The 26,300-nt window shown below is 60.9% G+C and carries 17 protein-coding genes and 1 pseudogene; 14 read left to right on the top strand and 4 right to left on the bottom strand.

Annotated elements, in window-relative coordinates; all coding sequences use genetic code 11:
- Window positions 1-8: 8 nt before the first annotated feature.
- Together K3767_RS06280 and K3767_RS06275 are read right to left on the bottom strand one after the other, a co-directional pair.
- Complete coding sequence (locus K3767_RS06280) at window positions 9-1,082, bottom strand: hypothetical protein (RefSeq protein ID WP_221172716.1); 1,074 nt, start codon at window positions 1,080-1,082, stop codon at window positions 9-11.
- Window positions 1,057-1,809, bottom strand: a complete 753-nt coding sequence (locus K3767_RS06275; protein ID WP_221172715.1) for a hypothetical protein — start codon at window positions 1,807-1,809, stop codon at window positions 1,057-1,059. The genes K3767_RS06280 and K3767_RS06275 overlap by 26 nt, the downstream gene beginning before the upstream one ends.
- A 161-nt stretch (window positions 1,810-1,970) precedes the next feature.
- Here K3767_RS06275 and K3767_RS06270 point away from each other — a divergent pair, with 161 nt between their 5' ends.
- From K3767_RS06270 to fdhF, 14 genes and pseudogenes are all read left to right on the top strand, one after another.
- Entirely contained in the window at window positions 1,971-3,734 is a 1,764-nt protein-coding gene (locus tag K3767_RS06270; RefSeq protein ID WP_221172714.1) for a formate--tetrahydrofolate ligase, read from the top strand.
- A 185-nt stretch (window positions 3,735-3,919) separates the two neighbouring features.
- Window positions 3,920-4,822 carry a bifunctional methylenetetrahydrofolate dehydrogenase/methenyltetrahydrofolate cyclohydrolase FolD gene (folD, locus tag K3767_RS06265; RefSeq protein WP_221172713.1) on the top strand — a complete coding sequence of 301 codons (903 nt, stop codon included), beginning with the start codon at window positions 3,920-3,922 and terminating at the stop codon, window positions 4,820-4,822.
- Between the two features lie 56 nt (window positions 4,823-4,878).
- On the top strand, window positions 4,879-6,924 hold the full coding sequence (gene cooS / locus K3767_RS06260; RefSeq protein ID WP_221172712.1) for an anaerobic carbon-monoxide dehydrogenase catalytic subunit: 2,046 nt from the start codon (window positions 4,879-4,881) through the stop codon (window positions 6,922-6,924).
- A gap of 15 nt (window positions 6,925-6,939) precedes the next feature.
- Window positions 6,940-10,005 (top strand): FAD-dependent oxidoreductase, encoded by a 3,066-nt coding sequence (locus tag K3767_RS06250; RefSeq protein WP_370630442.1) that lies wholly within the window; start codon window positions 6,940-6,942, stop codon window positions 10,003-10,005.
- Between the two features lie 11 nt (window positions 10,006-10,016).
- Window positions 10,017-10,733 carry a hydrogenase iron-sulfur subunit gene (locus K3767_RS06245; protein WP_221172709.1) on the top strand — a complete coding sequence of 239 codons (717 nt, stop codon included), beginning with the start codon at window positions 10,017-10,019 and terminating at the stop codon, window positions 10,731-10,733.
- Window positions 10,730-11,284: a 4Fe-4S dicluster domain-containing protein gene (locus K3767_RS06240; RefSeq protein WP_221172708.1), complete on the top strand. Its 555-nt coding sequence runs from the start codon at window positions 10,730-10,732 to the stop codon at window positions 11,282-11,284. The genes K3767_RS06245 and K3767_RS06240 overlap by 4 nt, the downstream gene beginning before the upstream one ends.
- Entirely contained in the window at window positions 11,281-11,661 is a 381-nt protein-coding gene (locus K3767_RS06235; protein ID WP_221172707.1) for a hydrogenase iron-sulfur subunit, read from the top strand. Before K3767_RS06240 ends, K3767_RS06235 begins: the two co-directional genes overlap by 4 nt.
- Before the next feature lie 13 nt (window positions 11,662-11,674).
- Window positions 11,675-12,346 carry a methylenetetrahydrofolate reductase C-terminal domain-containing protein gene (locus tag K3767_RS06230; protein ID WP_221172706.1) on the top strand — a complete coding sequence of 224 codons (672 nt, stop codon included), beginning with the start codon at window positions 11,675-11,677 and terminating at the stop codon, window positions 12,344-12,346.
- 19 nt (window positions 12,347-12,365) lie between these two features.
- On the top strand, window positions 12,366-14,828 hold the full coding sequence (locus K3767_RS12125) for an acetyl-CoA decarbonylase/synthase complex subunit delta (RefSeq protein WP_255592321.1): 2,463 nt from the start codon (window positions 12,366-12,368) through the stop codon (window positions 14,826-14,828).
- Between the two features lie 16 nt (window positions 14,829-14,844).
- The gene (gene acsB / locus K3767_RS06215; protein ID WP_221172705.1) at window positions 14,845-17,067 is read left to right on the top strand and encodes an acetyl-CoA decarbonylase/synthase complex subunit alpha/beta; all 2,223 of its coding nucleotides are present in this window, start codon (window positions 14,845-14,847) and stop codon (window positions 17,065-17,067) included.
- 13 nt (window positions 17,068-17,080) lie between these two features.
- Window positions 17,081-18,433, top strand: coding sequence for an acetyl-CoA decarbonylase/synthase complex subunit gamma (acsC, locus tag K3767_RS06210; protein ID WP_221172704.1), 1,353 nt, complete (start codon window positions 17,081-17,083; stop codon window positions 18,431-18,433).
- 31 nt (window positions 18,434-18,464) lie between these two features.
- Complete coding sequence (locus K3767_RS06205; RefSeq protein ID WP_221172703.1) at window positions 18,465-19,361, top strand: dihydropteroate synthase; 897 nt, start codon at window positions 18,465-18,467, stop codon at window positions 19,359-19,361.
- Between the two features lie 65 nt (window positions 19,362-19,426).
- Window positions 19,427-20,884, top strand: a pseudogene (locus K3767_RS12120) (FAD-dependent oxidoreductase); the annotation flags it as partial.
- Window positions 20,885-21,001: 117 nt separating this feature from the next.
- Window positions 21,002-23,524, top strand: coding sequence for a formate dehydrogenase subunit alpha (fdhF, locus tag K3767_RS12115; RefSeq protein WP_255592354.1), 2,523 nt, complete (start codon window positions 21,002-21,004; stop codon window positions 23,522-23,524).
- Here fdhF and K3767_RS06190 read toward each other — a convergent pair.
- Together K3767_RS06190 and K3767_RS06185 are read right to left on the bottom strand one after the other, a co-directional pair.
- Window positions 23,521-24,636: an HDOD domain-containing protein gene (locus tag K3767_RS06190; protein ID WP_221172700.1), complete on the bottom strand. Its 1,116-nt coding sequence runs from the start codon at window positions 24,634-24,636 to the stop codon at window positions 23,521-23,523. The two genes, fdhF and K3767_RS06190, sit on opposite strands and share 4 nt — an antisense overlap.
- 133 nt (window positions 24,637-24,769) lie before the next feature.
- The gene (locus K3767_RS06185; protein ID WP_221172699.1) at window positions 24,770-26,299 is read right to left on the bottom strand and encodes a methyl-accepting chemotaxis protein; all 1,530 of its coding nucleotides are present in this window, start codon (window positions 26,297-26,299) and stop codon (window positions 24,770-24,772) included.
- Window position 26,300: the final 1 nt, after the last annotated feature.

The raw sequence follows: 26,300 nt of genomic DNA, 5'->3' as shown, positions 1-26,300 counted from the left end.
TTGCCCTGTCAACGGAAGGAGGGACTCAGGGCCTCCGAGAGGGAACGGAGGTCGCTCAGGGCCTTGCGTACCAGCTCCGGAGAAAGGGTGCCCATTCCGCAGGAGGGGGTAAAAAGGGAGGCCCTCAAGATCTCCCCGGGCGAAAGTCCGGTGCGCGAGGAAAGCTCCTCCACCAGCGACTCGAATTTCCGGAGAAGATCCCCGGGCCTTACCCTCTCCAGATCCTCCCTGCGCAGGGTGGGCACCAGCCCCCAAGCCACCAGCCCGCCCTTTTTGATAAACTCCTTTAATTCCCTATCGTAAGCTATGAATTTTTCGGAAAAATCGTAAGCGTCGAAGTTAACGATCTGGATGGGACTTTCGGTAAGGAGACTCCAGTCGGTGTTTCCGCACACATGGATCCCGACGAGGGCTCCGGCCCGACGGATCTCGCTGATCACCTCGGAGAGGGCCGAGAGGACCTCTTCCCGGGAGACCCCCACGAAGGCCGAGGAGCCGAAGCCGGAAAGGGCCGGTTCGTCCAGGAAGACGACTACCGGACGGCCGGCTTTACCCAGGAGTTCCGCCTGGGCGCGGGCCTTTAAGGCCACGAGCTTGATCACCAGGTCCCTCAGTTCCGGATCGTAGAAGAGCGCCCTTCCGTCCGGAGTCTTGAGGCCGGTGGTCAGGGTGAAGGGACCGGTGATCTGGCCCTTGAGAGCCAGGGGGGAGGGTCCTCCGGATACGGCCTCGAGGAGCACATAAAGGCCCGGGACTTCGTCCGGGGTAGGGAAGAAACGGGTCTCCGCGAGGGTTCCCCCTCCCTCGGTTACCGATAGGTATTCCTCGTAAAAACGGAGTCTCTCCTCCTCGAAATCGTCCCTTCCGGGATCCACCACCAGTTTTTCCGGGTCAAACCCCGGAAGCCCGGAGGAAAACTGCACCAGCATCCCCTCGCCCCGGGCCGGAAGCTGGGGCCAGCAGGGGATCTCGGGCGTGTACTCCAGGACGAGTCTAACGGCCTCCCGGTGCTCGGTGAAAGGGAAGCTTCCGATAAGGGTGGGCTTTCCGGCAAGCTCACTCGCAGCGGGGCTTGAGTTCACTGCACACACCTCCGTTCTCGGGGATCAGGATGCCCTCCAGGAGTGCGGGACCGACGGAAGAGGGCTTTGAGCCGAATCTCTCTTTAAGGTAAGCGATAATGGGACCCGAGCCCTCGAGGATCTCCCACCGTGAGGCCCTCTCCACCACCAGAACCGGAACCCCCTTTAAACCGAGCAGCCGGAAAAGTCCCCGGGCCTTTTCCCTGCGACACAGGTTGAGGTTGGCCCCGGGAAGGTTCCGACAGACCTCAAGCACCTCGTGGCAGTGGGGACATTCGGGGGAGTAGATGAGGTAGAGGTCCGTCACCGGGGGGCGATCGGCAAAGGCGGGACGGGCCTCGGCCTTGAGTGGGACCAGAGGATTGGCCGTGAGCCAGAAGCCCGCAAGCACTCCCACCAGCGCCCCCGCGAGCGAGGCCTTCGGCCCCCGCAGGCCGTAAAGCACCGGAAGGGCGGTAAGCACCACCCCGATCCCGGTCACCAGACAGAAGGGGCATAAAAGTCGGTACTCGAACACCTGACGGGCCACGAAGATCGCCTCGGCAAAAAGCCCTCCCGAGGCGAGAAGCCCCAGAAGTCCGGCCGGGGCCCCGAGGGCCAGGGCCAGGCCCAGAGAGAGGAAGTACGCAAGCCCCAGGAGAACCATCTCCCTGTGGGCCAGGCGGGACAGTTCCCCCACCACCAGACAGCTCGAGGAGGTGCAGAAACTTTTTCCCTTAAGATTCATGAAAAATTCAATACTTAAGCCCAGCGTCCAAAAAAGGGCTACTAAAAGGGAAAACCTGAGAAGTTTGGAGTGGAGTGGCCTAAAAAGCATGCTATCCTCACTTGCCAAGAAAGAAAATATAAATTATTTAGCCCTAAAAGTCCAGACGAAAGGAGGGTGCCATGAAGCTTGACCCCACCAAGATGAAGGACTGGGAGATAGCCGCGGAATGCGAAAAACACATGAAGACCGTTTATCAACTGGCCGAGGAACTGGGGCTCACCAAGGAGGAGCTTCTTCCCTACGGTCACTATGTGGCCAAGATCGACTACAGGAAGGTGATGGAGCGTCTCAGGGACCGTCCCAACGGTAAGTACATCGATGTCACGGCCATCACTCCCACCCCTCTGGGGGAGGGGAAGTCCACCACGGCCATCGGTCTCATTCAGGGGCTGGGGAAACGGGGAAAAAATGTGATCGGGGCCCTGCGCCAGCCCTCCGGGGGGCCCACCTTTAACATTAAGGGAAGCGCGGCGGGGGGAGGACTTTCCCAGATCATTCCTCTGGACAAGTTCTCTCTGGGGCTTACCGGGGACATCAACGCGGTGATGAACGCCCACAATCTCGCCATGGTGGCCCTTACCGCCCGGATGCAGCACGAGGCCAACTACGACGACGAGTTCCTGGCCAAACGCGGTCTCAGGCGTCTCAACATAGATCCCAAGCGGGTGGAGATGGGCTGGGTAATCGACTACTGCGCCCAGGCCCTGAGGCACATCGTGATCGGTCTCGGGGGCAAGCGCGATGGCTACCCCATGGAAAGCAAGTTCTGGATCGCGGTGGCCTCGGAGGTGATGGCCATCCTGGCGGTGGCGAAGGACCTCAAGGACCTGAGGGAACGGATCGGGCGCATCGTGGTGGCCTTCGACAAGTTCGGAAACCCCATCACCACCGAGGATCTGGAGGTGGCCGGGGCCATGACCGCCTGGATGGTGGACGCCATCAATCCCAATCTCATGCAGACCCTGGAAGGACAGCCAGTTCTCATCCACGCCGGGCCCTTCGCCAACATCGCCATCGGGCAATCCTCCATCATCGCCGACTATGTGGGTCTCAAGCTCTCGGATTATCTGGTCACCGAGTCCGGGTTCGCCGCCGACATCGGGTTTGAGAAGTTCTGGAACATAAAGTGCCGGCTTTCGGGGCTAAAGCCCGACTGCGTGGTGGTGGTGGCCACCATACGGGCCCTTAAGTGCCACGGCGGAGCCCCGATACCGCCTCCGGGCAAACCCATTCCCAAGGAGTACTTCGAGGAAAATGTGGAGTGGGTGGAGAAGGGCTGCGAGAACCTGCTTCACTGCGTTAACATCGTCAGGAAGAGCGGTTCCACCCCGGTGGTCTGTATCAACGCCTTCCATACCGACACCAAGGCCGAGATCGAGGCCGTGCGGCGCATCTGTGAGGAAAACGGGGTGCGGGTGGCCTTCTCCGAACACTGGCTCAAGGGCGGAGAGGGGGCCCTCGAGCTTGCCGACGCCGTGGCGGAGGCCTGCGAGGAAAAGAGCGACTTTCGCTTCCTCTACGAGCTTGACGAGCCGGTCAAGGACCGGATCGAGAAGATCGCCCGGGAGGTCTACGGGGCCGACGGCGTGGTGTACCTCCCGGCGGCGGAGGACAAGATCCGTATGATCGAGGCCGATCCGGAGCTGCGCCGGATGCCCATCTGCATGGTGAAGACGCACCTTTCCCTTTCCGACGATCCCAACAAGAAAGGGGTGCCCAGGGGCTGGAACCTCCGGGTGCGGGATGTGCTCATCTATCGCGGATCGGGCTTCATCGTCCCGGTGGCCGGAGACATAAGCCTCATGCCCGGAACGGGATCCGATCCGGCCTACCGCCGCATCGATGTGGATGTGGAGACCGGCAAGGTCAAGGGGCTTTTCTAACCGAGGCGAGGGGAGATTTCCCCCGGGGGCGGGGCGTTTTGCCTCGTCCCCGGGAATCGATCCGAAAAAAGGGATGTTTAATTTTTGCCAGGATGATAACGGGTTATGCCAAACATGCCGAGCTTGCTTTTATGGCCTCTTTTTTGCATAGGGGGCCATCCCAATAAAAACGCGGGAGGTATGTGATGTCAGCCAGGATTATCAGCGGCAAGGAGATTTCCCAGCAGATTCGCGAGGAACTGAGAAAGGAGGTCCAGGAGCTCAAGGAAAAACACGGCGTCACTCCGGGGCTGGTGACCATCCTGGTGGGGGAGAATCCGGCCTCGGTTTCCTATGTGACGGCCAAGCAGCGCACGGCCAAGGATCTGGGGTTTTATTCCGTGCAGGAGAACCTTCCCGAGAATGTGAGCGAGGAAGAACTCCTCGGGATGATCGAAAAGTATAATAAAGATGAAAAGATCCATGGAATTCTGGTGCAGTTGCCTCTTCCCAAACACATAAACGAGCGAAAGATCATTTACGCCATTGATCCCCGGAAGGATGTGGACGGATTTCATCCGGTAAATGTGGGCAAGATGGTGATCGGGGAGCCCTGTTTTCTGCCCTGTACGCCGCACGGGATCCTGGTGATGCTTGAGCGGGCCGGGGTTCAGGTGGACGGGGCGGATGTGGTGGTGGTGGGGCGCAGCAACATCGTGGGCAAACCCGTGGCCAATCTCCTTATGCAGAAACGGAAACCCGTGGGGAACGCCACGGTTACCGTGTGTCACACCGGCACCCGGGACATGGCCGCCCATACCCGCCGGGCGGATATTCTCATCGTAGCCGCGGGGCGTCCCAAGGTCATCACCGCGGACATGGTCAAGGAGGGGGCGGTGGTGATAGATGTGGGGGTCAACCGCATCGGGACCACCCCGGAGGGCAAGGCCATCCTCTGTGGTGATGTGGACTTTGAGGCGGTTAAGGAAAAGGCCTCGGCCATCACTCCCGTGCCCGGGGGCGTGGGGCCCATGACCATCACCATGCTCATGAAAAACACCGTGGAGGCGGCCAAGCTCTGGGCCGGTCTTCCCTGTGAGGTGGGCTAGACACTTCTTAAAATCCGTTTAAACTTAGAACGAATCTATCCTCAAGGAGGCTTTGGATGGACACCAGGGCGAGGTTCAAGGACAAGGCCGCCCCTAAGGTGGCCAGCAAGACCGCGCAGGTCATTTACGAGAGACTGGGCGAGGAGGTGTTTACCACCCCGGCCCGGGTGGAGCGTCGGGGCACCACTCCCTGTCTCTTCGGAAAGGGCGGTACCTGCTGCCGGGTGTGCAACATGGGTCCCTGCCAGGTGGTGGAGGGAGTGGAGGAGCTGCGAGGGGTCTGCGGGGCCAGTGCGGCCACGGTGGTGGCGCGGAACTTCGGGCGCATGGTGGCCGGGGGAGGTTCCGCCCACTCCGACCACGGTCGTCAGGTGGCCATTGACTTTTACGAAACCGTGCACGGAGAGACCCCCTTTGAGGTGAAGGACAAGCGCAAGCTCCGCGTGGTGGCCCAGGCCTTTGGTCTTGATCCGAACAAGGAAGAAGAGGAATTGCTCAAGGATATGGCCGAAGCGGCCCTTCGCGTCTTTAATCAGCAGGAGGGGGAGATTCCCCTTCTGAGACGGGCCCCGGAAAAGCGCCAGCAGCTCTGGCGGGAGCTCGGGGTGTGGCCCAGGGGAGTGGATCGGGAGGTGGTGGAGCTTCTTCACCGCACCACCATCGGGGTGGATCAGGACCACCGCAGCATCTTCATGGCCTGCGCCCGGACGGCGCTTGCCGACGGGTGGGGTGGGTCCATGGTGGCCACCGAGCTTCAGGACCTTCTCTTCGGAAACCCCGGCCCCATAAAGGCCCGGGTTAACATCGGGTTGAGCGTTATCCGGGAGGACATGGTTAATGTGGCTGTGCACGGCCACGAGCCGGTGCTGGCCGAGGCCCTGGCCATGGCCGCGAGCGACCCCGAGATCGTGGAGGAGGCGAAGAAGGTCGGAGCCAAGGGGGTGAATCTGGCCGGGATCTGCTGCACCGGAAACGAGATCCTGATGCGCCGGGGGATCCCGGTGGCCGGAAGCTTCCTGCAGCAGGAGGCGGCCATCGCCACCGGGGCGCTGGAGGCCGTGGTGGTGGATGTACAGTGCATCATGCAGAATGTGGTGGAGATCGCCAGGCACTTTCACACCGCGGTGATCACCACCAACCCCCGGGCCCGGATGGAGGGAGACATCCACATAGAATTCGACGCCCGCAAGGCCCTGGACTGTGCCAAAGAGATTTTGCGTACGGCTATTGCCCGGTTCCCAAAACGGGACAAATCCAAGGTGAACATCCCGGACCATTCCGTGGATGTAATCGTAGGGTTCAGCCACGAGACCATCCTCTACATGCTGGGCGGGCGTTTCCGGGCTTCGTACAAGCCCCTTAACGAGAACATCATCAACGGAAAGATTCTGGGGGTGGCGGCGATAGTGGGGTGTGACAACTTCAGGGTGGACGAGGAGACGCACATCGAGCTGGCCAAGGAACTCATCGCCAACAATGTCCTGGTGGTGACCACCGGTTGCGCGGCCACCAACATGGGGCGGGCCGGTCTTCTGCGCCCGGAGGCCGCGGAGCTGGCCGGGGACAGCCTGCGGGAGGTGCTCGAGGCCGTGGGGTGTCCGCCGGTGCTTCACATGGGTTCCTGCGTGGACAACAGTCGAATTCTGCTGGCCCTCACGGAGATGGCCAACACCGGAGGGCTCGGGGAGGACATCTCCGACCTTCCGGCCGTGGGTTGTGCCCCGCAGTGGATGAGCGAGAAGGCCATCACCATCGGGCAGTACTTCGTGGCCAGCGGGGCCACCGTGGTCTTCGGGCCCACCTTCCCCACGCTGAAGAGCCAGGTGGCCACGGACTTCCTCTTCCACGAGATGGAGAGGATCTTCGGGGCCGGATGGCGGGTGGCCAAGACGGCTTCGGAGTTTGCGGCGGTGATGATCGACCACATCAAGGCCAAGCGCAAGGCCCTCGGGATCGACAAGCCCAAGCCGCGGGTCCTCTTCGACATGGCCATGCGCCGGGCGCTGGAGAGCCCGAAGGTCACCAGTCCCTTCCACGGGCTGGGTTGTTTCGGTCCCGCGCACCTAAGGGTCTTGCCGGAGGAGGAAGGGCAAAAAGCTTAAAGGAGGGCTTAAAGGATGGCCGGAAAATCGGGAAAGGTGCTCGTGGTGGGAGGAGGTATCGCCGGGATCCAGACGGCCCTGGATCTCGCGGAGCTTGGCTATTATGTCTACCTGGTGGAGAAGAAGGCCACCATCGGGGGCGTAATGGCCAAGCTCGACAAGACCTTTCCCACCAACGATTGCAGCATCTGAATACTGGCGCCGAAGATGGTGGAGGCCGGTCGGTCTCCCAACATTGAGATCCTGACGCTGGCGGAGGTGGAGGCCCTCTCCGGGAAACCTGGGCACTTCAAGGCCCGGGTGCGGGTGCGTCCCCGGTACATCGATCCGGACCGGTGTACGGCCTGTGGACAGTGCATGCAGTACTGTCCCCGGGAGGCGGTGGACGAATACAACGAGAGGCTGGACTTCACCCGGGCGGCCCGGATCGACTTTCCTCAGGCCGTGCCCACGGCCTACTACATCGACGAGGAGCGGTGTCTCCGCCTCAACCACGAGACCTGTCAGATCTGCACCAATGTGTGCGGGCCCAAGGCCATCGACTTCGATCAGAGACCTGAGGTGCGGGAGCTCGAGGTGGGGGCGGTGGTATTGTGCCCGGGATTCGGGGAGGTGCCGGAGGAGGCCCTCACCAAGTACGGCTACGGGAAGTATCCCGATGTAATGACCAGTCTCGAGGTGGAACGCCTCATGTGCGTTTCCGGACCCACGGAGGGGGAGATCCTGCGCCCCTCGGACCTCTCTCATCCCCGTAAGATCGCCTTTCTTCAGTGCGTGGGCTCCAGGGATGTTTCCTGCGGGAGGCCCTTCTGCTCCTCGGTTTGCTGCATGTACGCTATGAAAGAGGCCTCCATGCTCAAGGAACACGCCCCGGAGGCGGAGATCACCCTCTTTTTCATGGATGTGCGCACCCAGGGCAAGGGTTTTGACGCGGCCTTTGAGCGAGCGGTGGAGAAGTACGGCCTGCGCACCGTTTACGCCCGGGTGCCCAAGGTGGAGAGCGTGGACGGCCGTCTGGGGATCACCTATGTGACCGAAGACGGCGAGGTCCATAGGGAGCTCTTCGACATGGTGGTGCTTTCCGTGGGACTTTCGGCCCCGCCCGGGGCAGAGGAATTGGCCCGGAAGTTCGGGATCGAGCTCAATCCTTTCGGCTTCGCCAGAACCTCGGTGGCTGATCCCCTAACGGTCAAGCCCGGCATATATGTGGCCGGGGCCTTTCAGGGGCCGAAGGACATCCCCGAGAGCGTGATGCAGGCGAGCGGGGCCGCGGCCCGGGTGTCCGAGTTGCTCTCCGAGGTGCGCGGAAGGGACGCGGTGGAGAAGAGCTTTCCGCCGGAGGACGAAGAGCTTCTTTCGATGCCGGTGAGAATTGGCGTTTTCGTCTGTCACTGCGGGGTGAACATCGCCGGGGTGGTGGATGTGGAGGCGGTGAAGGAGTACGCGGCGAAGCTCCCGGGGGTGGTGTACGCCGACACCACGGTCTACTCCTGCGCCCAGGATTCCCTGGAAAGACTCAAGGAGATCATTCGGGAGCACAAACTCAACCGGCTGGTGATTGCGGCCTGCAGCCCCCGTACCCACGAACCCCTCTTCCAGGAGACCCTGCGGGAGGCGGGGCTCAACCTGGCCCTGGTGGAGATGGCCAACATTCGGGACCAGTGTTCCTGGGTGCACGCCGACGATCCCGAGGCGGCCACGGCCAAGGCCAAGGATCAGGTGCGGATGGCGGTGGCCAAGGCGAGGAGGCTCAAGCCCCTGGAGCTCCAGAAGGTAAAGGTGACCCCCTCGGCCCTGGTGATCGGAGGAGGGGCGGCGGGAATGACCGCGGCGCTTTCCATCGCGGAGCAGGGCTTTGAGGTCTATCTGGTGGAAAAGGAGGCCGAGCTGGGAGGCAACCTTCGGCGGGTGCGTTTCCTGGCCGAGGGAGAGGATCCGCGGAAGATCCTGAAAGACCTGATCAAAAAGGTGGAAAGGCACCCCCGGATCCGGGTCTTCACCCGGGCCACGGTGGAGAACATCTCGGGTTATGTAGGCAATTTCACCTCCACCATCCGGGCCGAGGAGGGATCCGAGGTGGTGAACCACGGCGTGGTGGTGGTGGCCACCGGAGCCCGGGAGCATCGTCCGTCGGGATATCTTTACGGGGAAAGCTCGAAGGTGCTCACCCAGCTCGAGTTTGAGGAAAAACTGGCCCGGGGGAAACGCTCCCTTGGAAAGGTCAAGCGGGTGGTGATGATCCAGTGTGCCGGCTCCCGGGGGGAGGAGCTCTCTCACTGCAGCAAGATCTGCTGTCAGCAGGCGGTGAAAAACGCCCTGCGCCTGAAGGAGCTTCAGCCTGAGGCGGAGGTCTTTATTCTTTACCGGGACATGCGGACTTACGGGTTTTACGAGGAGCTCTACCGGGAGGCCCGCAATCGCGGGGTAATCTTCCTGCGCTACAGTCCGGATCGGCGACCCGAGGTGGTGAAGAAGGGGAGAGGAGTGGTGGTTCGGGCCTACGACAGGCTTCTGGGTGAAGAGGTGGAGATTCCCGCGGACCTGGTGGTGCTTTCGGTGGGGATTGAGGCCGAGAAGGACAATCCCGTGGCCCAGATCCTCAAGACCCCGCTTAACCCGGAGGGGTTCATCCTGGAGGCCCATGTGAAGCTCAAGCCCGTGGAGGTGGCGGTGGACGGGGTATATGTGTGCGGTCTGGCTCACGGCCCGAAACCCCTTTCCGAGACCCTGGCTCAGGCCAGGGCCGCGGCGGCCAAGGCGGCGGTGCCTCTGGCCAAGGGGTTCGTGGAGGTTCCGCCCATCGTTTCGCGGGTGGAGGAGAAGAAGTGCATCGGTTGCGGGATCTGCGCCTCCCTGTGTCCCTACAGCGCCATAGAGATGGTCAAAGTGGAAAAACGCCGGAAGGCCCGGGTGATCGCGGCGGCCTGCAAGGGCTGCGGGATCTGCGGATCGCACTGTCCGGTCTTCGCCATCACCCTGGGCGGATTCACCGACGAGGCCATTCTGGAGCAGATCCGGGCCTTCGGGCAGGAGGAGGCGGAGGAAAAGTCCGCGGCTGAGGCCGAAAAAGAAGCCGCTTAAGGAGGGCGGTTATGGGATTTGAGCCGAGGATACTCAGTTTTCTCTGCAACTGGTGTTGTTATGCGGCGGCGGATTCCGCCGGAGTGGCCCGGTTCAGTTATCCGCCCAACAACCGGGTCATCCGCATCATGTGCACCGGCCGTATGGATCCCCGTTTCGTGGTAGAGGCCTTCTATGTAGGGTCCGACGGGGTCTTCGTGGGCGGGTGACACCTCGGGGAATGCCATTACCAGTCTGGTAATTACGAAGCCCTGATTATGGCCGAAACGGTAAGGAGGATCCTCGAGGCGGTGGGGATCCTTCCCGATAGGTTTTATATCGACTGGGCCTCGGCGGCGGAGGGGCCCAGGTTCGTGAGGTTGCTTACGGACTTTACGGAGAAAGTTCGGGGGCTCGGCCCTCTAGGGGAGCGGGAGGGGCTTTCCAGGGACAGGCTGCGTTTCCGTCTTGAAGCGGCGCGCAAACTCTGTCAGAATATGCAATTCCGGGCCCAGTACGGCAATCTGGCCAAGGAGATCAAGAAATTAGGGGACTACAGTGCCGAGAACATAGCGGCCCTAGTGGAGAAGAAGCTCGTGCCCCAGATCAGGAAGAGGATATTTGAGGCCGAGGTAAAGGAACTTCTGGCCCAGGGACCGAAGAGTCTCGATGCTCTTGCGGAGGCCACCGGGGCCTCTGAGGAGGAGTTGACCGGAATACTCAAGGCCTTGGAGAAGGGGAAAAAATGATGAGAATGGAGCTTGCGAGAGACTGGCTTCCGGAGGTGGAGGGGCTGCCGGAGACCTATGCCCAGTGTTTCCGGTGCGGGGCCTGTTCGGGAATCTGTCCGGTAAAGAAGATACGGAGAGACTTTGATCCCCGAGTGATCGTGCATGCCACCGTTCTGGGGTTGCGGGAAAAGCTCTTCGGCACGCCGATCCTCTGGCACTGTTCGCAGTGCGAAAGCTGCGTGCCGGTGTGTCCCATGGAGGTGAAACCCGCGGAGGTCATCAGGGCCCTGCGGGGATACGCCTTACGGACGGGGCTTGCCGACGAGGAGACGCTCTTTGAGGCCGGGCGGCTGGCCCGGGTACAGCCCGGAAAGTGCGTGGCGTGTCTCACCTGCGTGCGGGTCTGTCCCTTCGGGGCGCCGAGCATCCGGGAGGAGGGGTACGCGGTGATTGATCCGGCCAAGTGCCACGCCTGCGGGATCTGCGTGCGGGAGTGCCCGGCCCGGGCCATCGAGCTTAAGCCCGCGGCAGAATTCGAGACCATGAAGGTGGGGGTGGGGATCTCATGACCGTAACCATAGGGGTGCTTTGCTGCCACTACACCAACCAGGCCGGTGAGGAGGACTTTCAGGGCCTTCCGGGCACGGTGATCGTGCGGCGTTATCCCTGCTCCGGTCACATCGAGGTGGCGGACATCCTCCGCACCTTCGAGGAGGGGGCGGAGGCGGTGCTGGTGGCCGGCTGCGAAAAGGACAGGTGCCATAATCTCTCGGGAAGTCTCCGGGCCGAGAAGAAGGCGCTTTCGGCCCGGAAGATCATCGAGGAGATCGGTCTTGAACCGGAGCGGGTGCGCTTTGCCTTTCTCCCGCGCCTGGATACTGGGCCCTTCATGGAGGAGGTTAAGAGAACCTTCGAAACAGCTTTAAATATGAAGTCTAAGTCTTGAGGAGAAAGACAAAATGATAATTGCAGAGAGAAGACCGATTCCTAAAGTCCTCAAGGCCATAGAGCCTTACGAAAAGGTCCTGGTTCTGGGATGTCGGGGGTGTGTGGCGGTGTGTTCGGCGGGGGGCGACCGTGAGGTGGAGACCATGGCCGCGGCCCTGCGCCTGGCGCGCAAACTTGCGGGAAGGCCCCTTGAGACCGGGGAGGCCACCCTTATTCGCCAGTGCGATCCGGAGTACCTGGCTCCTCTTAAGGAGATGGCCGGGGACTACGAGGCGGTGGTGTCCATGGCCTGCGGGGTGGGGGTGAACCTCATTGCGGACCTCTTTCCCGAGATCCGGGTTTACCCTGGGGTGGACACCAGCTTTTACGGGGCCAATCCGGCCCTGGGGGAATGGCAGGAAAAGTGCCGGGGTTGCGGGGACTGCATCCTGGATGTGACCGGCGGGCTCTGTCCCATCGCGCGGTGTGCGAAGAATCTCCTTAACGGACCCTGCGGGGGGTCCCAGGGAGGGCGTTGCGAGATTCGTCCGGAGGTGCCCTGCGTGTGGCACCAGATTTACGAGCGACTTTCCGCCCGGGGGGAGCTGGATCGGCTCATGGAGTTTTTCCCGGCCAAGGACTGGCGTCCGGCCGGACACGGTGGCCCCCGGGAAAGAATAAGGGAAGACCTTAAGGTGGGATAAATCAAAGAGGAGGGAGACGGTGGAGCCTAGAAGTCATCTCGCTAGGGTCCTTTCCGAGGGACACTTTGCGGTGACCGCGGAGATCGGGCCTCCCAAGAGCGCCGACGCCGAGGTGGTGCGGCGCAAGGCCCGGTTGCTCAAGGGGTATGTGGATGCGGCCAACATTACCGACTGTCAGACCGCCATCGTCCGCATGTCCTCCATAGCCTCGGCGGTGCTGGTTATGGCCGAGGGGGTGGAGCCGGTGGTTCAGATGACCTGTCGGGATCGAAACCGGATCGGCATCCAGGCCGACCTCCTGGGAGCGGCGGCTCTGGGGGTGAGGAACCTCCTGTGCATCACCGGCGACCACCAGAAGTTCGGCAACCATCCCGAGGCCAAGGGGGTGTTCGACCTGGATTCCATCCAGCTGGTGGCCATGGTCCGGAGGATGCGGGACGAGGGGAAGTTTCTGTGCGGGGAGGAGCTGACCGGAGCCAGGCCGGAGTTCTTCCTGGGAGCGGTGGAAAATCCCTTCGCCGATCCCTTTGAGTTCCGGGTCCGGCGTCTGGAAAAGAAGGTCCGGGCCGGGGCGGAGTTCATTCAGACCCAGATCATCTACAATGTGGAGCGGTTTCGTAAGTTCATGGAGATGGCCCGGGATCTCGGGCTCACGGAAAAGGTGTACATCCTGGCCGGAATAACCCCGCCCAAGTCCTTCGGAATGGCCCGCTACATGAAGTACTTCGTGCCCGGTCTTGATGTTCCGGACGAAATTCTCCGCCGCATGAAGGAGGCCAGGGACAAGCGCGAGGAGGGTATCAACATCGCGGTGGAGATCATTCAGCAGGTGCGGGAGATCCCGGGGGTGGCCGGGGTGCACATCATGGCCATCGAGTGGGAGGAGGCCGTGCCCGAGATCGTGAAGCGGGCCGGGCTTCATCCCCGTCCGCTCGAGGCCGAGGTGCGTCCGCCCTTCGTGGTGGAGGTGGAGCGGCCAGTGGAGAGGGTGGAGGTGGCGGCTCCGCCGGCCGAGGAGGTGCCGGAGGAGGCCCCGCCCAGGGTGGAGATTCCCGTGGAGGCCCTCAAGGAGGTCTTTTCCACGGTGCGCTCGAGCATGGAGGCCCTGCGCGAGGGCTTCAATATGCTCCACGACAGTCTGGCGCGTCTCGAGCGGGCCCTTCTCGGGGGTGAGGTGGTGCCCCCGGCGGAGATCCCGGAGGCGCCGCGGGTTGAGGTCCGGGTGGAAGAGAAGCCTCCGGTGGAGGAAAAGAAGCCGGTAGCGGAAGAGAAGCCTCCGGTGGCGGAAAAACCCCCGGTGGAGGAGAAGCCTCCGGTTGAGGAAGCCAAACCTCCGGTGGAAGAGGCCAGGCCCGAAGTCAAAGAAGAGAAACCCGAACCCGAAGAAAAGGTCGAAGCTCGGGTGGAAGAGAAGCCCGAGGAAAAACCGGAGGAGGTCCAACCGGAAGAGAAGCCTGCGCCGGCGGTCCCGGCCGAGGGGGTGGAGATCGGGGCCTTTTCCGGAGAGTATCGTCCCCTTTCCGAGCGGGCGGCGGGGCTCCCGGAGGACCTTTACAAGGAGCCCGGTACGGCTTTTATCCGCGAGGTGGAGGTCGGAAAGGGGGAGAAGGCCTTCAAAGTGGGCGGTACGAATGTTCTGCCCTTCCATCTTTTTGAGGGCGAGATGCGGCACGAGCCGCGGATTGCCATGGAGGTTCTGGATGTAAAGCCCGAGAACTGGCCGGAAAGCCTCACCAGGTACTTTGCGGATGTCCTGGACGATCCCGCGGCCTGGGCCCGAAAGTGCGTGGAGACCTACGGAGCCGAGGCCGTGTGCGTATACCTCATGGGGACGGATCCCAACTATCTCAATCTGGACGCCGGGCACGCCCGGGAGGTGGTGGAGAAGGTCGCCGGGGCGGTGGATGTGCCCATCATCGTCTGGGGATCCGGACACGCGGAAAAGGATGTGGAGGTGCTGCGGGAGGTGGCCGAAGTCCTGGGGGATAGGGGGGCGGTGATCGGGCCGGTGGAGGAGGCCAATCACCGGACCATCGGGGCTACGGCCATGGGATACGGGTTGCCGGTGATCGCCTCCAGTCCCATCGATGTGAATCTCGCCAAGCAGCTGAACATCCTGCTCGAGAATGTGGGGGTGGCCCTGGACAAGATTCTCATGGATCCCTCCATCGGGGCCCTGGGATACGGTCTGGAGTACACCTACTCGGTGATGGAGAGGATAAGGCTCGCCGCCCTTTACGCGCAGGACGAAAAGCTCCAGGTCCCCTTCGTCTGCAATGTGGGTCGCGAGGTGTGGAAGACCAAGGAGGTGGGCCTTCCCTCGGACGACCTGCTCGGGGACCAGGAGGTGCGCGGAGTCCTAATGGAGGCCATCACCTCGGTGGCCCTGGCCCTGGCCGGAGGAGATCTTTTCATCATGCGGCATCCCAAAGCCATTGAGCTAACAAAAACGATAATAAAGGGACTTATGCAACAAAATTAAAGGAGGGGTTTAGGCCATGTCCAAGATCATCGCCACCAAGGCCATTCGCGGGGCCCACAAGATCGTGGAGCGGGCCCAGGAGAAATACGAGGAGGCGGTGAAGAAGTTCGGAAAGGACCAGGAGGTGTCCTTTCCGAACACCGCCTATTACCTTCCCATAATCTACGCCATGCTGGGGTATCCGGTGAAGAAGCTGGGGGATTGCGGGGAGGTGCTGGAGGAGGCGCGTCGGCTTCTTCCGCCCGTCCCGGACGAGAAGCTCTGGACCCCTTATCTGGGGCCGGCCCTGGACGCCGGCATGGCCACCTTTTTCGCCGAGGAGGTCATCGAGGCCATCCGGTACCTCGAGGAGCCGAACTTTTACACCAAGACCGAGGAGCCGGTGAACGGGAACATCTGGCTGGGGGCGGCGGACGATGTGATCTTCCGGAAGCGCGGGGTGGAGTTCGTGGACGGCACGGCCCCGGGGTTTGCGGCCATCCTGGGAGCCCCGCCGGACAGGGAAACGGCGGTGAGGATTGCCCAGGAGCTTCAGGAAAAGAACCTCTATGTGTTCATGCACCATCACACCGACGGGCGCTACATGCCCGAAATGCTGAAGGAGGCCGGAGTGCAGCTTGGCTGGCCCACCCGTCTCATCCCCTTCGGTCCGGATTACACCTCGGTGGTCTTCGCCATCGGGTTCGCCTGCCGGGTGGCCATGGCCTTCGGGGGAATCAAGCCCGGTGACTACATGGGTAACCTCCTTTACAACAAGGATCGGACCTTCGCCTTCGCCATCACCTTCGGCCCCATTTCGGATGAGTGGTACGCCAACGGTGCCGGGGCCATCAACTGGGGCTTCCCGGTGATCTCCGACTGGGACGAGCCGGAGATAAAGCCCTACGGCATCTGCACTTACGAACATGTGGTCTCCAGGGTGCCGCACGAGGAGATCGTGGATCGGGCCATCGAGGTGCGGGGGCTCAAGGTCACCACGGTAAAGCTGGACATTCCGGTGGCCTACGCCCCGGCCTTCGAGGGAGAGCGGGTGCGCAAGGACGATCTCTATCTGGAGTGCGGTGGTGGACGGACCCCGGCGGTGGAGCTGCTGCTCTCGAAGCCCCTCGAGGAGGTGGAGGACGGGAGAATCGAGGTCATCGGTCCGGAGATAAACGAGGTGGAAAAGCTCGGTCTCCAGGGTCCGCCCTATCGGTTGCCCTTCGCGGTGGTGGTGGAGGTGGCCGGTGCCAACATGCAGGAGGACTTCGAGGCCATTCTGGAGCGCCAGTTCCACCACCTCATCAACTACGCCCAGGGCATCATGCATGTGGGGCAGCGGAACATCATGTGGCTCCGGATCAGCAAGGCCGCGGTGGAGAAGGGCTTCCTCTTCAGGCACATCGGTGAGATCCTCTACGCCAAGATGCGTCAGGAGTTCGGGGCCATCGTGGACAAGTGTCAGGTGACCATCTACACCGAGGAGGACAAGGTCAAAAAGATCCTCGAGCTGGCCAAGGAGGTGTACGCCAAGCGGGATGCCCGGATCGCCGGAATGACCGACGAGAGCGTGGATGTCTACTATTCCTGCACCCTGTGTCAGAGTTTCGCCCCGAGCCATGTGTGCGTGATCACCCCGGAGCGGATCGGGATGTGCGGAGCTTACAACTGGCTGGACGGTAAGGCCTGCTACGAGCTCAATCCCGCGGGCCCCAATCAGCCCATCGAGAAGGGGGAGCTTCTCGACGAACGCCTGGGACAGTTCTCCGGCATCAACGAGTTCGTCAAGAAGGCCAGCCGGGGCAAGGTGGAGCGGGTGAGTCTCTACAGCATCCTGGTGGACCCCATGACGGCCTGCGGATGTTTCGAGTGTATCGCCGCGGTGTTGCCTTCGGTTAGCGGGATCATGATCGTTAACCGCGATTATCTGGGGATGACTCCCACGGGCATGAAGTTTTCCACCATGGCCGGCATGGTGGGAGGAGGGCAGGTTACTCCCGGTTTCATGGGGGTGTCTAAGCATTACATTACCTCCCGGAAGTTCCTCCTGGCCGAAGGCGGTCTCAAGCGGGTGGTGTGGATGCCCAAGATGCTCAAGGAGGAGCTCAGGGACAAGCTCAAGGCCCGGGCCGAGGAACTGGGCATCCCGGATCTCATCGACAAGATCGCCGACGAGACGGTGGCCACCACCGAGCAGGAAGTCAAGGAGTGGATTGAAAAGGTCAAGCATCCGGTGCTTGAGATGGAACCTCTGATGTAAGGGAGGAGGGGAGATGGGACTCACCGGCATCCAAATAATGCAGAAGTTACCCAAGACCAACTGCGGGGACTGCGGTTTTCCCACCTGTCTGGCCTTTGCCATGAAGGTGGCGGCGGGTCAGGCGGAGATCGACAAGTGTCCGCATGTGGACCCGGCGGTGAAGGAGGAGATCGCCGAGGCCTCCGCTCCGCCCATTCGCACGGTGGTTCTGGGAAGCGGGGAGCATCAGGTTAAGCTCGGCGGGGAGACCGTTCTCTTCCGGCACGAGAAGCGTTTTGAGAACCCCACGGCCATCGGGGTGCGTATCGCCACGGACATGAGCGCCGAGGAGGTCGAGCGGCGTCTTGAGGCCTTTCGCAGGTTCAGGTGGGAACGGGTAGGGGTGGAGCTCAAGGCCGACATGGTGGCGGTGGAGGACACTGGGGCTGGTAAAGAGGCCTTCTGTGGTCTGGTCAGGAAGGTGCGGGAGGAGGTACCCGAGGCGGTCCTGGTTCTCATGAGCGGGGATCGGGAGGCGCTTTCGGCGGCCTGTGATATCTGCGGGGAACACAGGCCGCTTCTTTACGCCGCCACCCTCGACAACTTCAAGGAGATGGGAGAACTGGCCAAGGAGAAGAAGGCGGCGCTGGCGGTAAAGGGTGACAGTCTCGGGGAGACGGCCCGCATCTCCGAGGAACTCGTCAAGATGGGGCTTAAGGACCTGGTGCTGGATACCGGGGCCCGGAGCGTGCGGGAGCTTTACGAGGACCAGGTCATTGTCCGCCGGGCGGCCATCAAGAAGCGCTTCAAGCCCTTCGGGTTTCCCACCATAACCTTCCCCTACCGGTATGCGGAGAACTTCATGGCCGAGGCCATTCTGGCTGCGGTGCTCATCCCCAAGTACGCCGGGGCCATGATCCTTTCCGACTTCCGGGGCGATGTACTCTTTCCGCTCTTCGTGGAGAGGATGAACATCTTTACCGATCCGCAGAAGCCCCTGGTGGTGGAGGAGGGGATCTATCCCATCAACGGACCGGACGAGAACTCTCCGGTGCTGGTGACCTGCAACTTCGCCCTCACCTACTTCATCGTTTCCGGAGAGGTGGAGGGCAGCCGGGTCCCCTCCTGGCTTCTAATCAAGGACACCGAGGGGCTTTCGGTGCTCACGGCCTGGGCCGCGGGTAAGTTCGGGGCGGACACCATTGCCGAGTTCGTCAAGAAGTGCGGTATAGCGGACAAGGTCAAGCACCGGAAGCTGGTGATACCCGGCTATCTCGCTTCTATCAAGGGTGAGCTTGAGGACGAGCTTCCTGACTGGGAGATCATCATCGGGCCGCGGGAGGCCAGCGGACTTCCGGCCTTCCTGAAAGAGTGGAAGGCGGCCTAGGGGCAAATAAAATATTTTGAGGAGGGAGGTTATGAGTCAGCAGGTGGTCTGTATTGCCGAAAGCATCAATATTATGTCCAAGCGGATCGGACCGGCGATGAAGGAGAGGAATCCCGAGCCCATTCAGCAGATGGCCCGGGAGGAGGCCGAAAGGGGGGCGGATTACCTCGATCTTAACATCGGGCCGGCCAAGAAGGATGGTCCGGAGCTTGCCACCTGGATCGTCAGGGTGGTGGAGGAGGTCACCGATGTGCCCGTATCTCTGGATACCACCAATCCCGAGGCCATGGCCGCGGGGCTCAAGGCCTCGAAGAATCCCTCCCGCTGTCTCATGAACTCCATTTCGGCGCAGCCCGAGCGGATGGAGAAACTCATCCCGGTGGCGGCGGAACTGGGTTGCGATGTGGTGGCGCTCCTGTGGGGGCCGGAGGGGATGCCGCGGGACGCCAACGAACGGGCGGCGCTCGCGGTGGATCTCATCATGAAGCTGAACGAGGCCGGAATTCCCAACGAGAAGATCTGGGTGGATCCCATCGCCACTCCCATCACCCTGGGGGCGGATCAGATTCTGGCCGGGCTTGAGTTTCTCTCCATGCTTCAGGACATCGCCCCCGGCGCCAAGAGCACCGTGGGGCTTTCCAATGTCTCCAACGGCGTGGCTCCTCATCTTCGGCCCTACCTGGATCGGGTCTATCTCATGATGCTCATGAAGTACAACATCCATTCCGCAATTCTCAATGTCTACGATCAAGAGCTGGTGGAGATCGCCAAGGGAAAGCACCCCGACTGGGTCAAGCTGGTGCACGACATGATGGACGGTGACGAGCCGGATCCTAAGAGTCTCTCCCCGAAGGAGCTGGAGATCTACAAGACCGCCAGGGTGCTTCTCGGAAAGACCATCTTCTCGGAGTCCTGGCTGGAGCTCTAGGTCTTCATCCCTTTCGGGATCGGAAGCGGGGTTTTTTTGGAATTCGGGGGCAACGGGGGACCATTATGAAGATCTGGCTGGACGAAAAGGAGATAGAGGTTCGGGCCGGGGAGACCCTTCTTGAGGTGGCCAGAAGGGCCAACATCGAAATTCCCACCCTGTGTTACCTTCCCGGGGCCTCGGAGCCGCCTTCCCCTTGCGGGCTGTGTCTCGTGGAGGTGGAGGGCCGGGGTCTGGTGCGGGCCTGCGTCACCAAGGTGGAAGATGGTCTCAGGGTAAACACCGTTTCAGAGGCCGTAAAAGAGGCCCGTCGCAAAAAACTCGAGGCCCTGGTAGCCAACCATTACGGGGACTGCAAGGCCCCCTGCAGTCAGCCCTGTCCGGGAGGGCTCAACATCCAGGGCTACATCGCCTTTATCGCCCGGGGAGAATACGCCTCGGCCTTAAGCCTCATCAAGGAAAAGCTTCCCCTTCCGGCCACGGTGGGAAGGGTTTGTCCCCGCTTCTGTGAACCCCGTTGCCGCCGGGCTCTGGTGGACGCCCCGGTGGCCATAAACGACCTCAAGCGTTTCGTGGCGGACTGGGGCCTTGAGCACGGTGAGATCAGACCGGAGACGGCTCCTCCCACGGGCAAACGCGTGGCGGTGGTGGGAGCCGGGCCGGCCGGCCTCTCCGCGGCCTACTACCTGAGGCTCCGTGGACATGAAGTGACCATTTTCGAAGCTCGGGAAGAGCCGGGAGGAATGCCCCGCTGGGCCATTCCTGAATTCAAGCTTCCCAAGGAGGTGGTAAGACGCGAAATTGAAGGCTTGCTTTCCCTGGGGATTGAGCTTCGTACCGGGACGGCCTGGGGACGGGATTTCACCCTCAAGGATCTCTTTGACCGGGGGTACGACGCGATCTTTCTGGCCGTAGGGGCCTTCCGGGATCGGGGACACGGGGTGCCCGGGGAGGAGGAGGCCCTTTCGGGGCTGGAATTGCTGGAGGAGCTTGCCGCGGGAAGGGATCTTCCCGTAAGAGAGGGGCAGAGGGTTCTGGTTATGGGGGGCGGGTACACCGCGGTGGATACGGCGCGGGCGCTGGTGCGTCTCGGGGCCCGGGTGACCCTGGTCTATCCCCGCTCGCGGGTGGAGATGCCCGCCCCGCAGAGGGAGGTGAGGGCCGCCGAGGCCGAGGGGGTGGAGCTCTTCCTGATGGCCCTTCCGCTGGGGATCGAAAAGACGGAAAGCGGTTATCGGGTGCGGATAGCCCGCACGGTCCTTTCCGAACCGGATCCCAAAACCAAGGCCCGCAAGGTGGTACCTCTTGAGGGAAGCGAAAGGGATTACGAGTTTGACCTGGTGGTGCGGGCCTGGGGGGAGGAACCGGACACCTCCTTCAGGAACTTCGGGGAGCTGGAGGCTCAACTGGCCACCACCCCCACGGGTCAACTGAAGGTCCAGAGCGGAAGCCAGGCCACCAGTCTTTCCGGGGTGTTTGCCGGAGGGGATTTCGTCACCGGTCCCAAGACGGTGATTCAGGCGGTGGCCTCGGGGCGCCGCGCGGCCGAGGCCATTCACGCCTACCTGACGGGCCTGAAGAAACCCCGGGCCCTTCCCACGGTGAAGTTCGACTTCAATCGCGGGCGTCGGCCCGAGGAGATGGATCTCGAGTTCTACGGACAGTTTCCCCCGGCCGAAAGGGTCAGTCCTCCGGAAAGGGATCCCGGGGAAAGGGTAGGGGACTTTTCCGAGGTGGTGGGGACCCTAGCGGAGGAGGAGGCCCGGAGGGAGGCCGAGAGGTGTCTCAAGTGCGGCTGTCTGGGGTTTCACAAGTGCACCTTCCGGGAGATTCTTATAGCCGAGGATGTGCCAGCCCGGGGGCGCAAACGGGCCAAGTACCGGCTGGAGACGGATCATCCCTTCATAGAGGTGGACTCCAACAAGTGCGTGGGGTGTTTCCGCTGCGTGAGAAGCTGCAATCACGAGGGCCTGGAGCTCAAGATTTACGCTCAGGGCACGGAGGAAGAGGAGATCCACTTCAGTTTTACGGAAAACTGCGTTTCCTGCGGGGCCTGCGTGGACGCCTGTCCCACCGGGGCCCTTACCAGAAAGGATTCCACGGTGCCTTTCGGACGGGGAGAGGCCCGGGAAATTCGCACGGTTTGCGTTTATTGCGGGACGGGTTGCAACCTGCTGGCCCGGGTCAAGAACGGAAGCATCCTTGAGGTCACCGGGGCTCCGGTGCCTCCCAATTACGGGGAATTATGCGTGAAGGGACGCTTCGGATACACCTTCTATCGTCATCCGGACCGCCTTCGCAAACCCCTCATGCGCACCGACCGGGGGCAACCCTTTCGGGAGGTCTCCTGGGAGGAGGCCCTCGATTTCGTGGCCGAACGCCTCAGGGAGATCCGGGACAAGGACGGACCGGAAGCCATAGGGGTCCTGTGTTCGGCGCGGACCACCAACGAGGAGACCTATGTGGCTCAGAAGTTCGCCCGGGCGGTGCTGGGGACCCACAATGTAGACAATCCGGCCCGCGTCTGACACGCTCCCTCGGTCGCGGGTCTCGCGGCCACCTTCGGATCCGGAGCGGCCACGGGAAGCTTCGACGAGATCCTGAGGGCCGAGGTTCTCGTGCTCTGGGGAGCCAACCCCACCGAGGCCCATCCCATCGTGGGCTACAAAATCAGGCGGGCCCTGGAGAGGGGGCTCAAACTGGTGGTGGTGGATCCCCGGAAGACGGAGCTCGCCGCGCTGGCCGATCTGTGGCTTCCGCTTCGGCCCGGCACCAATGTGGCGCTGGCCAACGGCATCGCGCATGTCATCCTGAGAGAAGGCCTTTACGACGAGGAATTCATACGGAAGCGCACCGAGAACTTCGAGGCCTACGCCCGCTACATCCTTACGGAGTGGCCCCTGGAGAAGGTGGAAAGACTGACGGGTATCCGGCGGGAATACATAGAACAGGTGGCCCGCCTTTACGCCCGGGCCGAAAGGGCTTTAATTCTGTGGGGACTGGGGGTGGCGGAGCACCGCAGCGGAAGTTACGGGGTGATGTCGCTGGCCAATCTGGCCCTTCTGTGCGGGCATGTGGGGCGTCCGGGCACCGGGGCCATGCCCCTGCGGGGACAGAACAATGTGCAGGGGGCCTGCGACATGGGGGCCCTTCCCTATGTGCTTCCGGGGTATCAGAAGCCGGAGGACCCCCTGGTGCGCAAAAAGTTCGAGGAGATCTGGGGGCGTCCTCTTCCGGAAAAACCCGGTCTTACGGAGCCCCGGATGTATCAGGAGGCCCTGGCCGGGCGTTTCAAGGCCCTCTATGTAGTGGGTTACGACATTGCGATGACGCACGGCAACCTCACCATGGTGCACCGGGCCCTGAGGAACCTGGAGCTTCTGGTGGTGCACGACATCTTCTTCCCCAGGACCGGGGAATTCGCCCATGTGGTGTTTCCGGTGGCCTGTCTTTTTGAAAAGGACGGCACCACGGACAACGGAGAACGCCGGGTTCAGCGGATAAGGAAGCTGGTGGATCCGCCGGCGGGGGTGCCTCCGGATTGGTGGATCATCGCCGAGATTTCCCGGCGTCTGGGGTACGAGATGCCCTATCGTTCGTCCCGGGACATCTTCGAGGAGATGCGCCGGGTGATACCTGCCTTTGCGGGCATAACCTACGAAAGACTCGAGGAAAAGGGCCTGTGCTGGCCCGTTCCCGACGAAGACCATCCCGGCACCGAGCTCATGTTCACGGAAAGGTTTGCCACGGCCTCCGGGAAGGCCAGTTTTGCCCTTCCCAGGTACTGGCCCTCGGAGGAGGAACCCGGAGGGGATTACCCCTTTCTTCTCATCACCGGAAGACGCCTTTACCATTACAATTGCGGTTCCATGACCAGGAGGATAGAGGGTCTCATGGAGCTGGTTCCCGAGGAGCTGGTGGAGATGCATCCCAAGGACGCCCGCCGTCTGAAGCTACGGGAGAGGGATCTCGTTCGCATCGTGAGCCGCCGGGCGGCCATCTCCGCAAGGGTGCACATCTCCTCCCGGGTCAATCCGGGAATCCTCTTCATGGATTTCCACTTCGAGGAACCCCTTACCAATCTGGTTACCAGCCCCGGGCTCGATGTTAAGGTGCACACCCCGGAATACAAGGTAGCGGCGGTGAGGGTGGAAAAGGTCTAGAGTCCTTCGGCCACCAGGGAGGCCTTTCGCAGGGAGGAGAGGAGTTCCCCGGTGGCCAGTTTTTCGGCCGGTCCTCTGATTTCGAGGATCCGGTAGATCCATCCCGGAATTCGGTAGGCGTACCTGCTTTCGAGGCCCCCGTAAAGGTGGGACAGGTAATCGGCCACCGCCACCCAAGCGGCCAGTTTTCTTTCCTCCGGCGGAAGATCCCAGAATTGCTCTCGGGATACAGGATGGTGATAGGCGGTAGCCGCGTAGATCTCCGAGGGCAGATCCCAGAATTTGACCAGAAGCCCACCGAGGAGGTGATGGCCGAATCCGTACCTGATTTCCTCCTCCTTTAAAGGCGGCAAATCCTCCGTGCAGGCACTGGAGGAGCAAAAACCTTCTTCTCCGAAGAGGGGAAGGAAGAATTTTCCCACATCGTGAAGGATGCCGGCGGTGATGTAAAGTCCTGGGTCGTATCCTTTACGGAGGGCTATATAGCCTAGTATTCCGGAGACTTCCACGGAATGTTTCCAGATGTCTCTTATCTCCCGGGCACTCAGCGGAGAATACTTGTCCAAGGTTTTACGAAAGAAATAATGCAGGAGGATCATGCGGAGCTGATTGTATCCCAGAAGAACGATGGCCCGATGGACCGAAGTGATCTTCTGGGAGGCGGTGGTTCGATAGTAGGCCGAGTTGGCTATCCGGAGAACTTCCGCGGTGAGAAGGGGGTCCAGAGAGATGATCCTGGCGATTTCCTTGAAGTTGGCGTCGGGACTGGCCAGGAGCCGATGAAGTTTGGAGGAGAGTATTTCCGGCGGGGGTATGTTTTTGAGAAAAGCGGTGACCTCTTTTTCTACTTTTTCAGAGGAGAACCCCGGGATCCACTCATACCGGGTCAGGTCATAAACGACGAAATTTTCAACTTCCTGATCCTGCTGATGCCGGTGATCCCGGAGATCCTTACCGAGATCCCGGGGAAACTCCGCAGGGGGGCTCTTTTCGAGGGTTCCCGAAGTGGATATTCCCGGGCCGGAGTGAAATTCTGAGGCCGATCTTTTCCGGAAAAGATAGTAGACATAGATTCCCACAGTCAGGATAAACAGAAGGATGAGTTTTAGCATATTCCAACTTTAAACTTAAGAAACCCAAAATTCAATCTTTTTTAAGAAGAGGATTAAGCTCACCCCCCGTTATGTCCGATAATGGATATTATGTAAAATACGGGATCGGGCCGCAAAAGGGACTTCGGGCCTGCTAGCCCTTTACCTTCTTTATCAGGTTTTCCAGTTCCTCTACCAGGTTGCGAAGCTCTACCGAGAGATTTTTCAGTCTCTCCATGGTTTGCTCGTTCTTTAACGCTCCCTGATAAATTTCTCCGATCTCCCGGGTGATCACCTTCGTCATTTCCTCCATCACGGTCCGGGTATGTTCAAAAGTCTGCGATACGGTCTGCATTTCTTGAAAGATCTGTTGGAAAAATTGGTATACCTCGGCCGCCTTTTCTTTACCGGATCGGGCTTCTTCTAGGGTCTCCTTCATGATGTTTACGCTCTCTTCCACCCCTCCGGAGATCTCGGAGATCAGCTTCTCGATCTCGCCGGTGGCCTCCTCGGTCTGACGGGAGAGCTCTTTGACCTCATTGGCCACCACGGCAAAACCCTTCCCGGCCTCTCCGGCCCGGGCGGCCTCAATAGTGGCGTTTAACGCCAGAAGATGGGTATGATTGGCAATATCCCGAATAGTCTGGCTTATCCTTCCTATTTCTCCGGAAAGTTCGTGCAGACGGGAAATACTACGCCATACATGCTCAACCCTTTCCGAGGTGCGTTCCGCAAGCCCCTGAACCTGATTGAGAAGGGCCTCCCCGGAAGAGACCAGTTCATGCACCTGTTTAACGGCTTCTTCCGCCCGGACCGTCTCCTCCTTAACGCTCGCCAATTTAGCCGAGCTACCCTTGGCTCTTTCCACGAGGACCTTTTGATGTTCGGCCTCCGCCCCAATGCTCTCCGTCTCCGAAACCACCGTGCCCGTTATTTCTCCCATCCGGGCCGCCTTCTCCGCAAGATTTACTAAATCTCCCGAAAGTCTCTCCACCATACGGTTGAGGTCCCTGGTCATCTCCCCGATCTCATCCCGTCCTCTGACCTTAAAACGATAGCTGAGATCGCCCTCGGAAATTCGGGCAATCCCCCGAACCAGGTTCTCTAAAGGACGGCCTATACTGAAGTGATAAAATAGCCAGGCCAGAATCAGTACCAGGATAGCCGTAAATAATATTACATAGAAACGCCGGTGTGTAAGTTCCGAAAGATTACTCAGTGCCTCATTGGAATAAAAAAGCACAAAGTAACTTTCCGCCCGTCCCTCCCGCCATCCCGGATGACATCTCAGACAGTACCGGGTGGTCTTTACCGGAACCACCGAAATGATACCGTTTTCTTTTATGTGAATGGTTTGCCGAAGAAGAGTCCGGTAATTTTTCCCTCTGGAATCTTCCCTGGAAGAATAAAGCACCCGCCCCTGACCGTCGGTGAGAGAGAATTCCAGGACCCCTTTTTCCCGGGCAATGACCTTTAGAAGCCGGGAAAAGTTGGCCATGTTCCCTTTTCGCAGGGAATCCACGGCTCCCTGAACCGCTATCCGGGAGAGATTCTGGATATTGGTAAGGAGGGTGCCCTCGAGGAGCCTTCGTACTCTTTTCTCGGTATAATAGGTAATACCGGTAAAGATAAAACATATGAGAAAAACCAGCAGTAAAATCTTATGGCTCAACTTGAAAGCCATC

The sequence above is a fragment of the Thermosulfurimonas sp. F29 genome, from assembly GCF_019688735.1.
GTDB lineage: Bacteria > Desulfobacterota > Thermodesulfobacteria > Thermodesulfobacteriales > Thermodesulfobacteriaceae > Thermosulfurimonas_A.
The sequence above is the reverse complement of the archived record's forward strand: the minus strand, read 5'-3'. Positions and strand labels throughout refer to the sequence as shown.

What these genes read in the sequence shown, in the direction of transcription:
- K3767_RS06275 (WP_221172715.1), bottom strand. Translation starts at nt 1,809, where the DNA reads ATGAATCTTAAGGGAAAAAGTTTCTGCACCTCCTCGAGCTGTCTGGTG.
- K3767_RS06270 (WP_221172714.1), top strand. Translation starts at nt 1,971, where the DNA reads ATGAAGCTTGACCCCACCAAGATGAAGGACTGGGAGATAGCCGCGGAA.
- folD (WP_221172713.1), top strand. Translation starts at nt 3,920, where the DNA reads ATGTCAGCCAGGATTATCAGCGGCAAGGAGATTTCCCAGCAGATTCGC.
- cooS (WP_221172712.1), top strand. Translation starts at nt 4,879, where the DNA reads ATGGACACCAGGGCGAGGTTCAAGGACAAGGCCGCCCCTAAGGTGGCC.
- K3767_RS06240 (WP_221172708.1), top strand. Translation starts at nt 10,730, where the DNA reads ATGATGAGAATGGAGCTTGCGAGAGACTGGCTTCCGGAGGTGGAGGGG.
- K3767_RS06235 (WP_221172707.1), top strand. Translation starts at nt 11,281, where the DNA reads ATGACCGTAACCATAGGGGTGCTTTGCTGCCACTACACCAACCAGGCC.
- K3767_RS06230 (WP_221172706.1), top strand. Translation starts at nt 11,675, where the DNA reads ATGATAATTGCAGAGAGAAGACCGATTCCTAAAGTCCTCAAGGCCATA.
- acsB (WP_221172705.1), top strand. Translation starts at nt 14,845, where the DNA reads ATGTCCAAGATCATCGCCACCAAGGCCATTCGCGGGGCCCACAAGATC.
- acsC (WP_221172704.1), top strand. Translation starts at nt 17,081, where the DNA reads ATGGGACTCACCGGCATCCAAATAATGCAGAAGTTACCCAAGACCAAC.
- K3767_RS06205 (WP_221172703.1), top strand. Translation starts at nt 18,465, where the DNA reads ATGAGTCAGCAGGTGGTCTGTATTGCCGAAAGCATCAATATTATGTCC.
- K3767_RS06190 (WP_221172700.1), bottom strand. Translation starts at nt 24,636, where the DNA reads ATGCTAAAACTCATCCTTCTGTTTATCCTGACTGTGGGAATCTATGTC.
- K3767_RS06185 (WP_221172699.1), bottom strand. Translation starts at nt 26,299, where the DNA reads ATGGCTTTCAAGTTGAGCCATAAGATTTTACTGCTGGTTTTTCTCATA.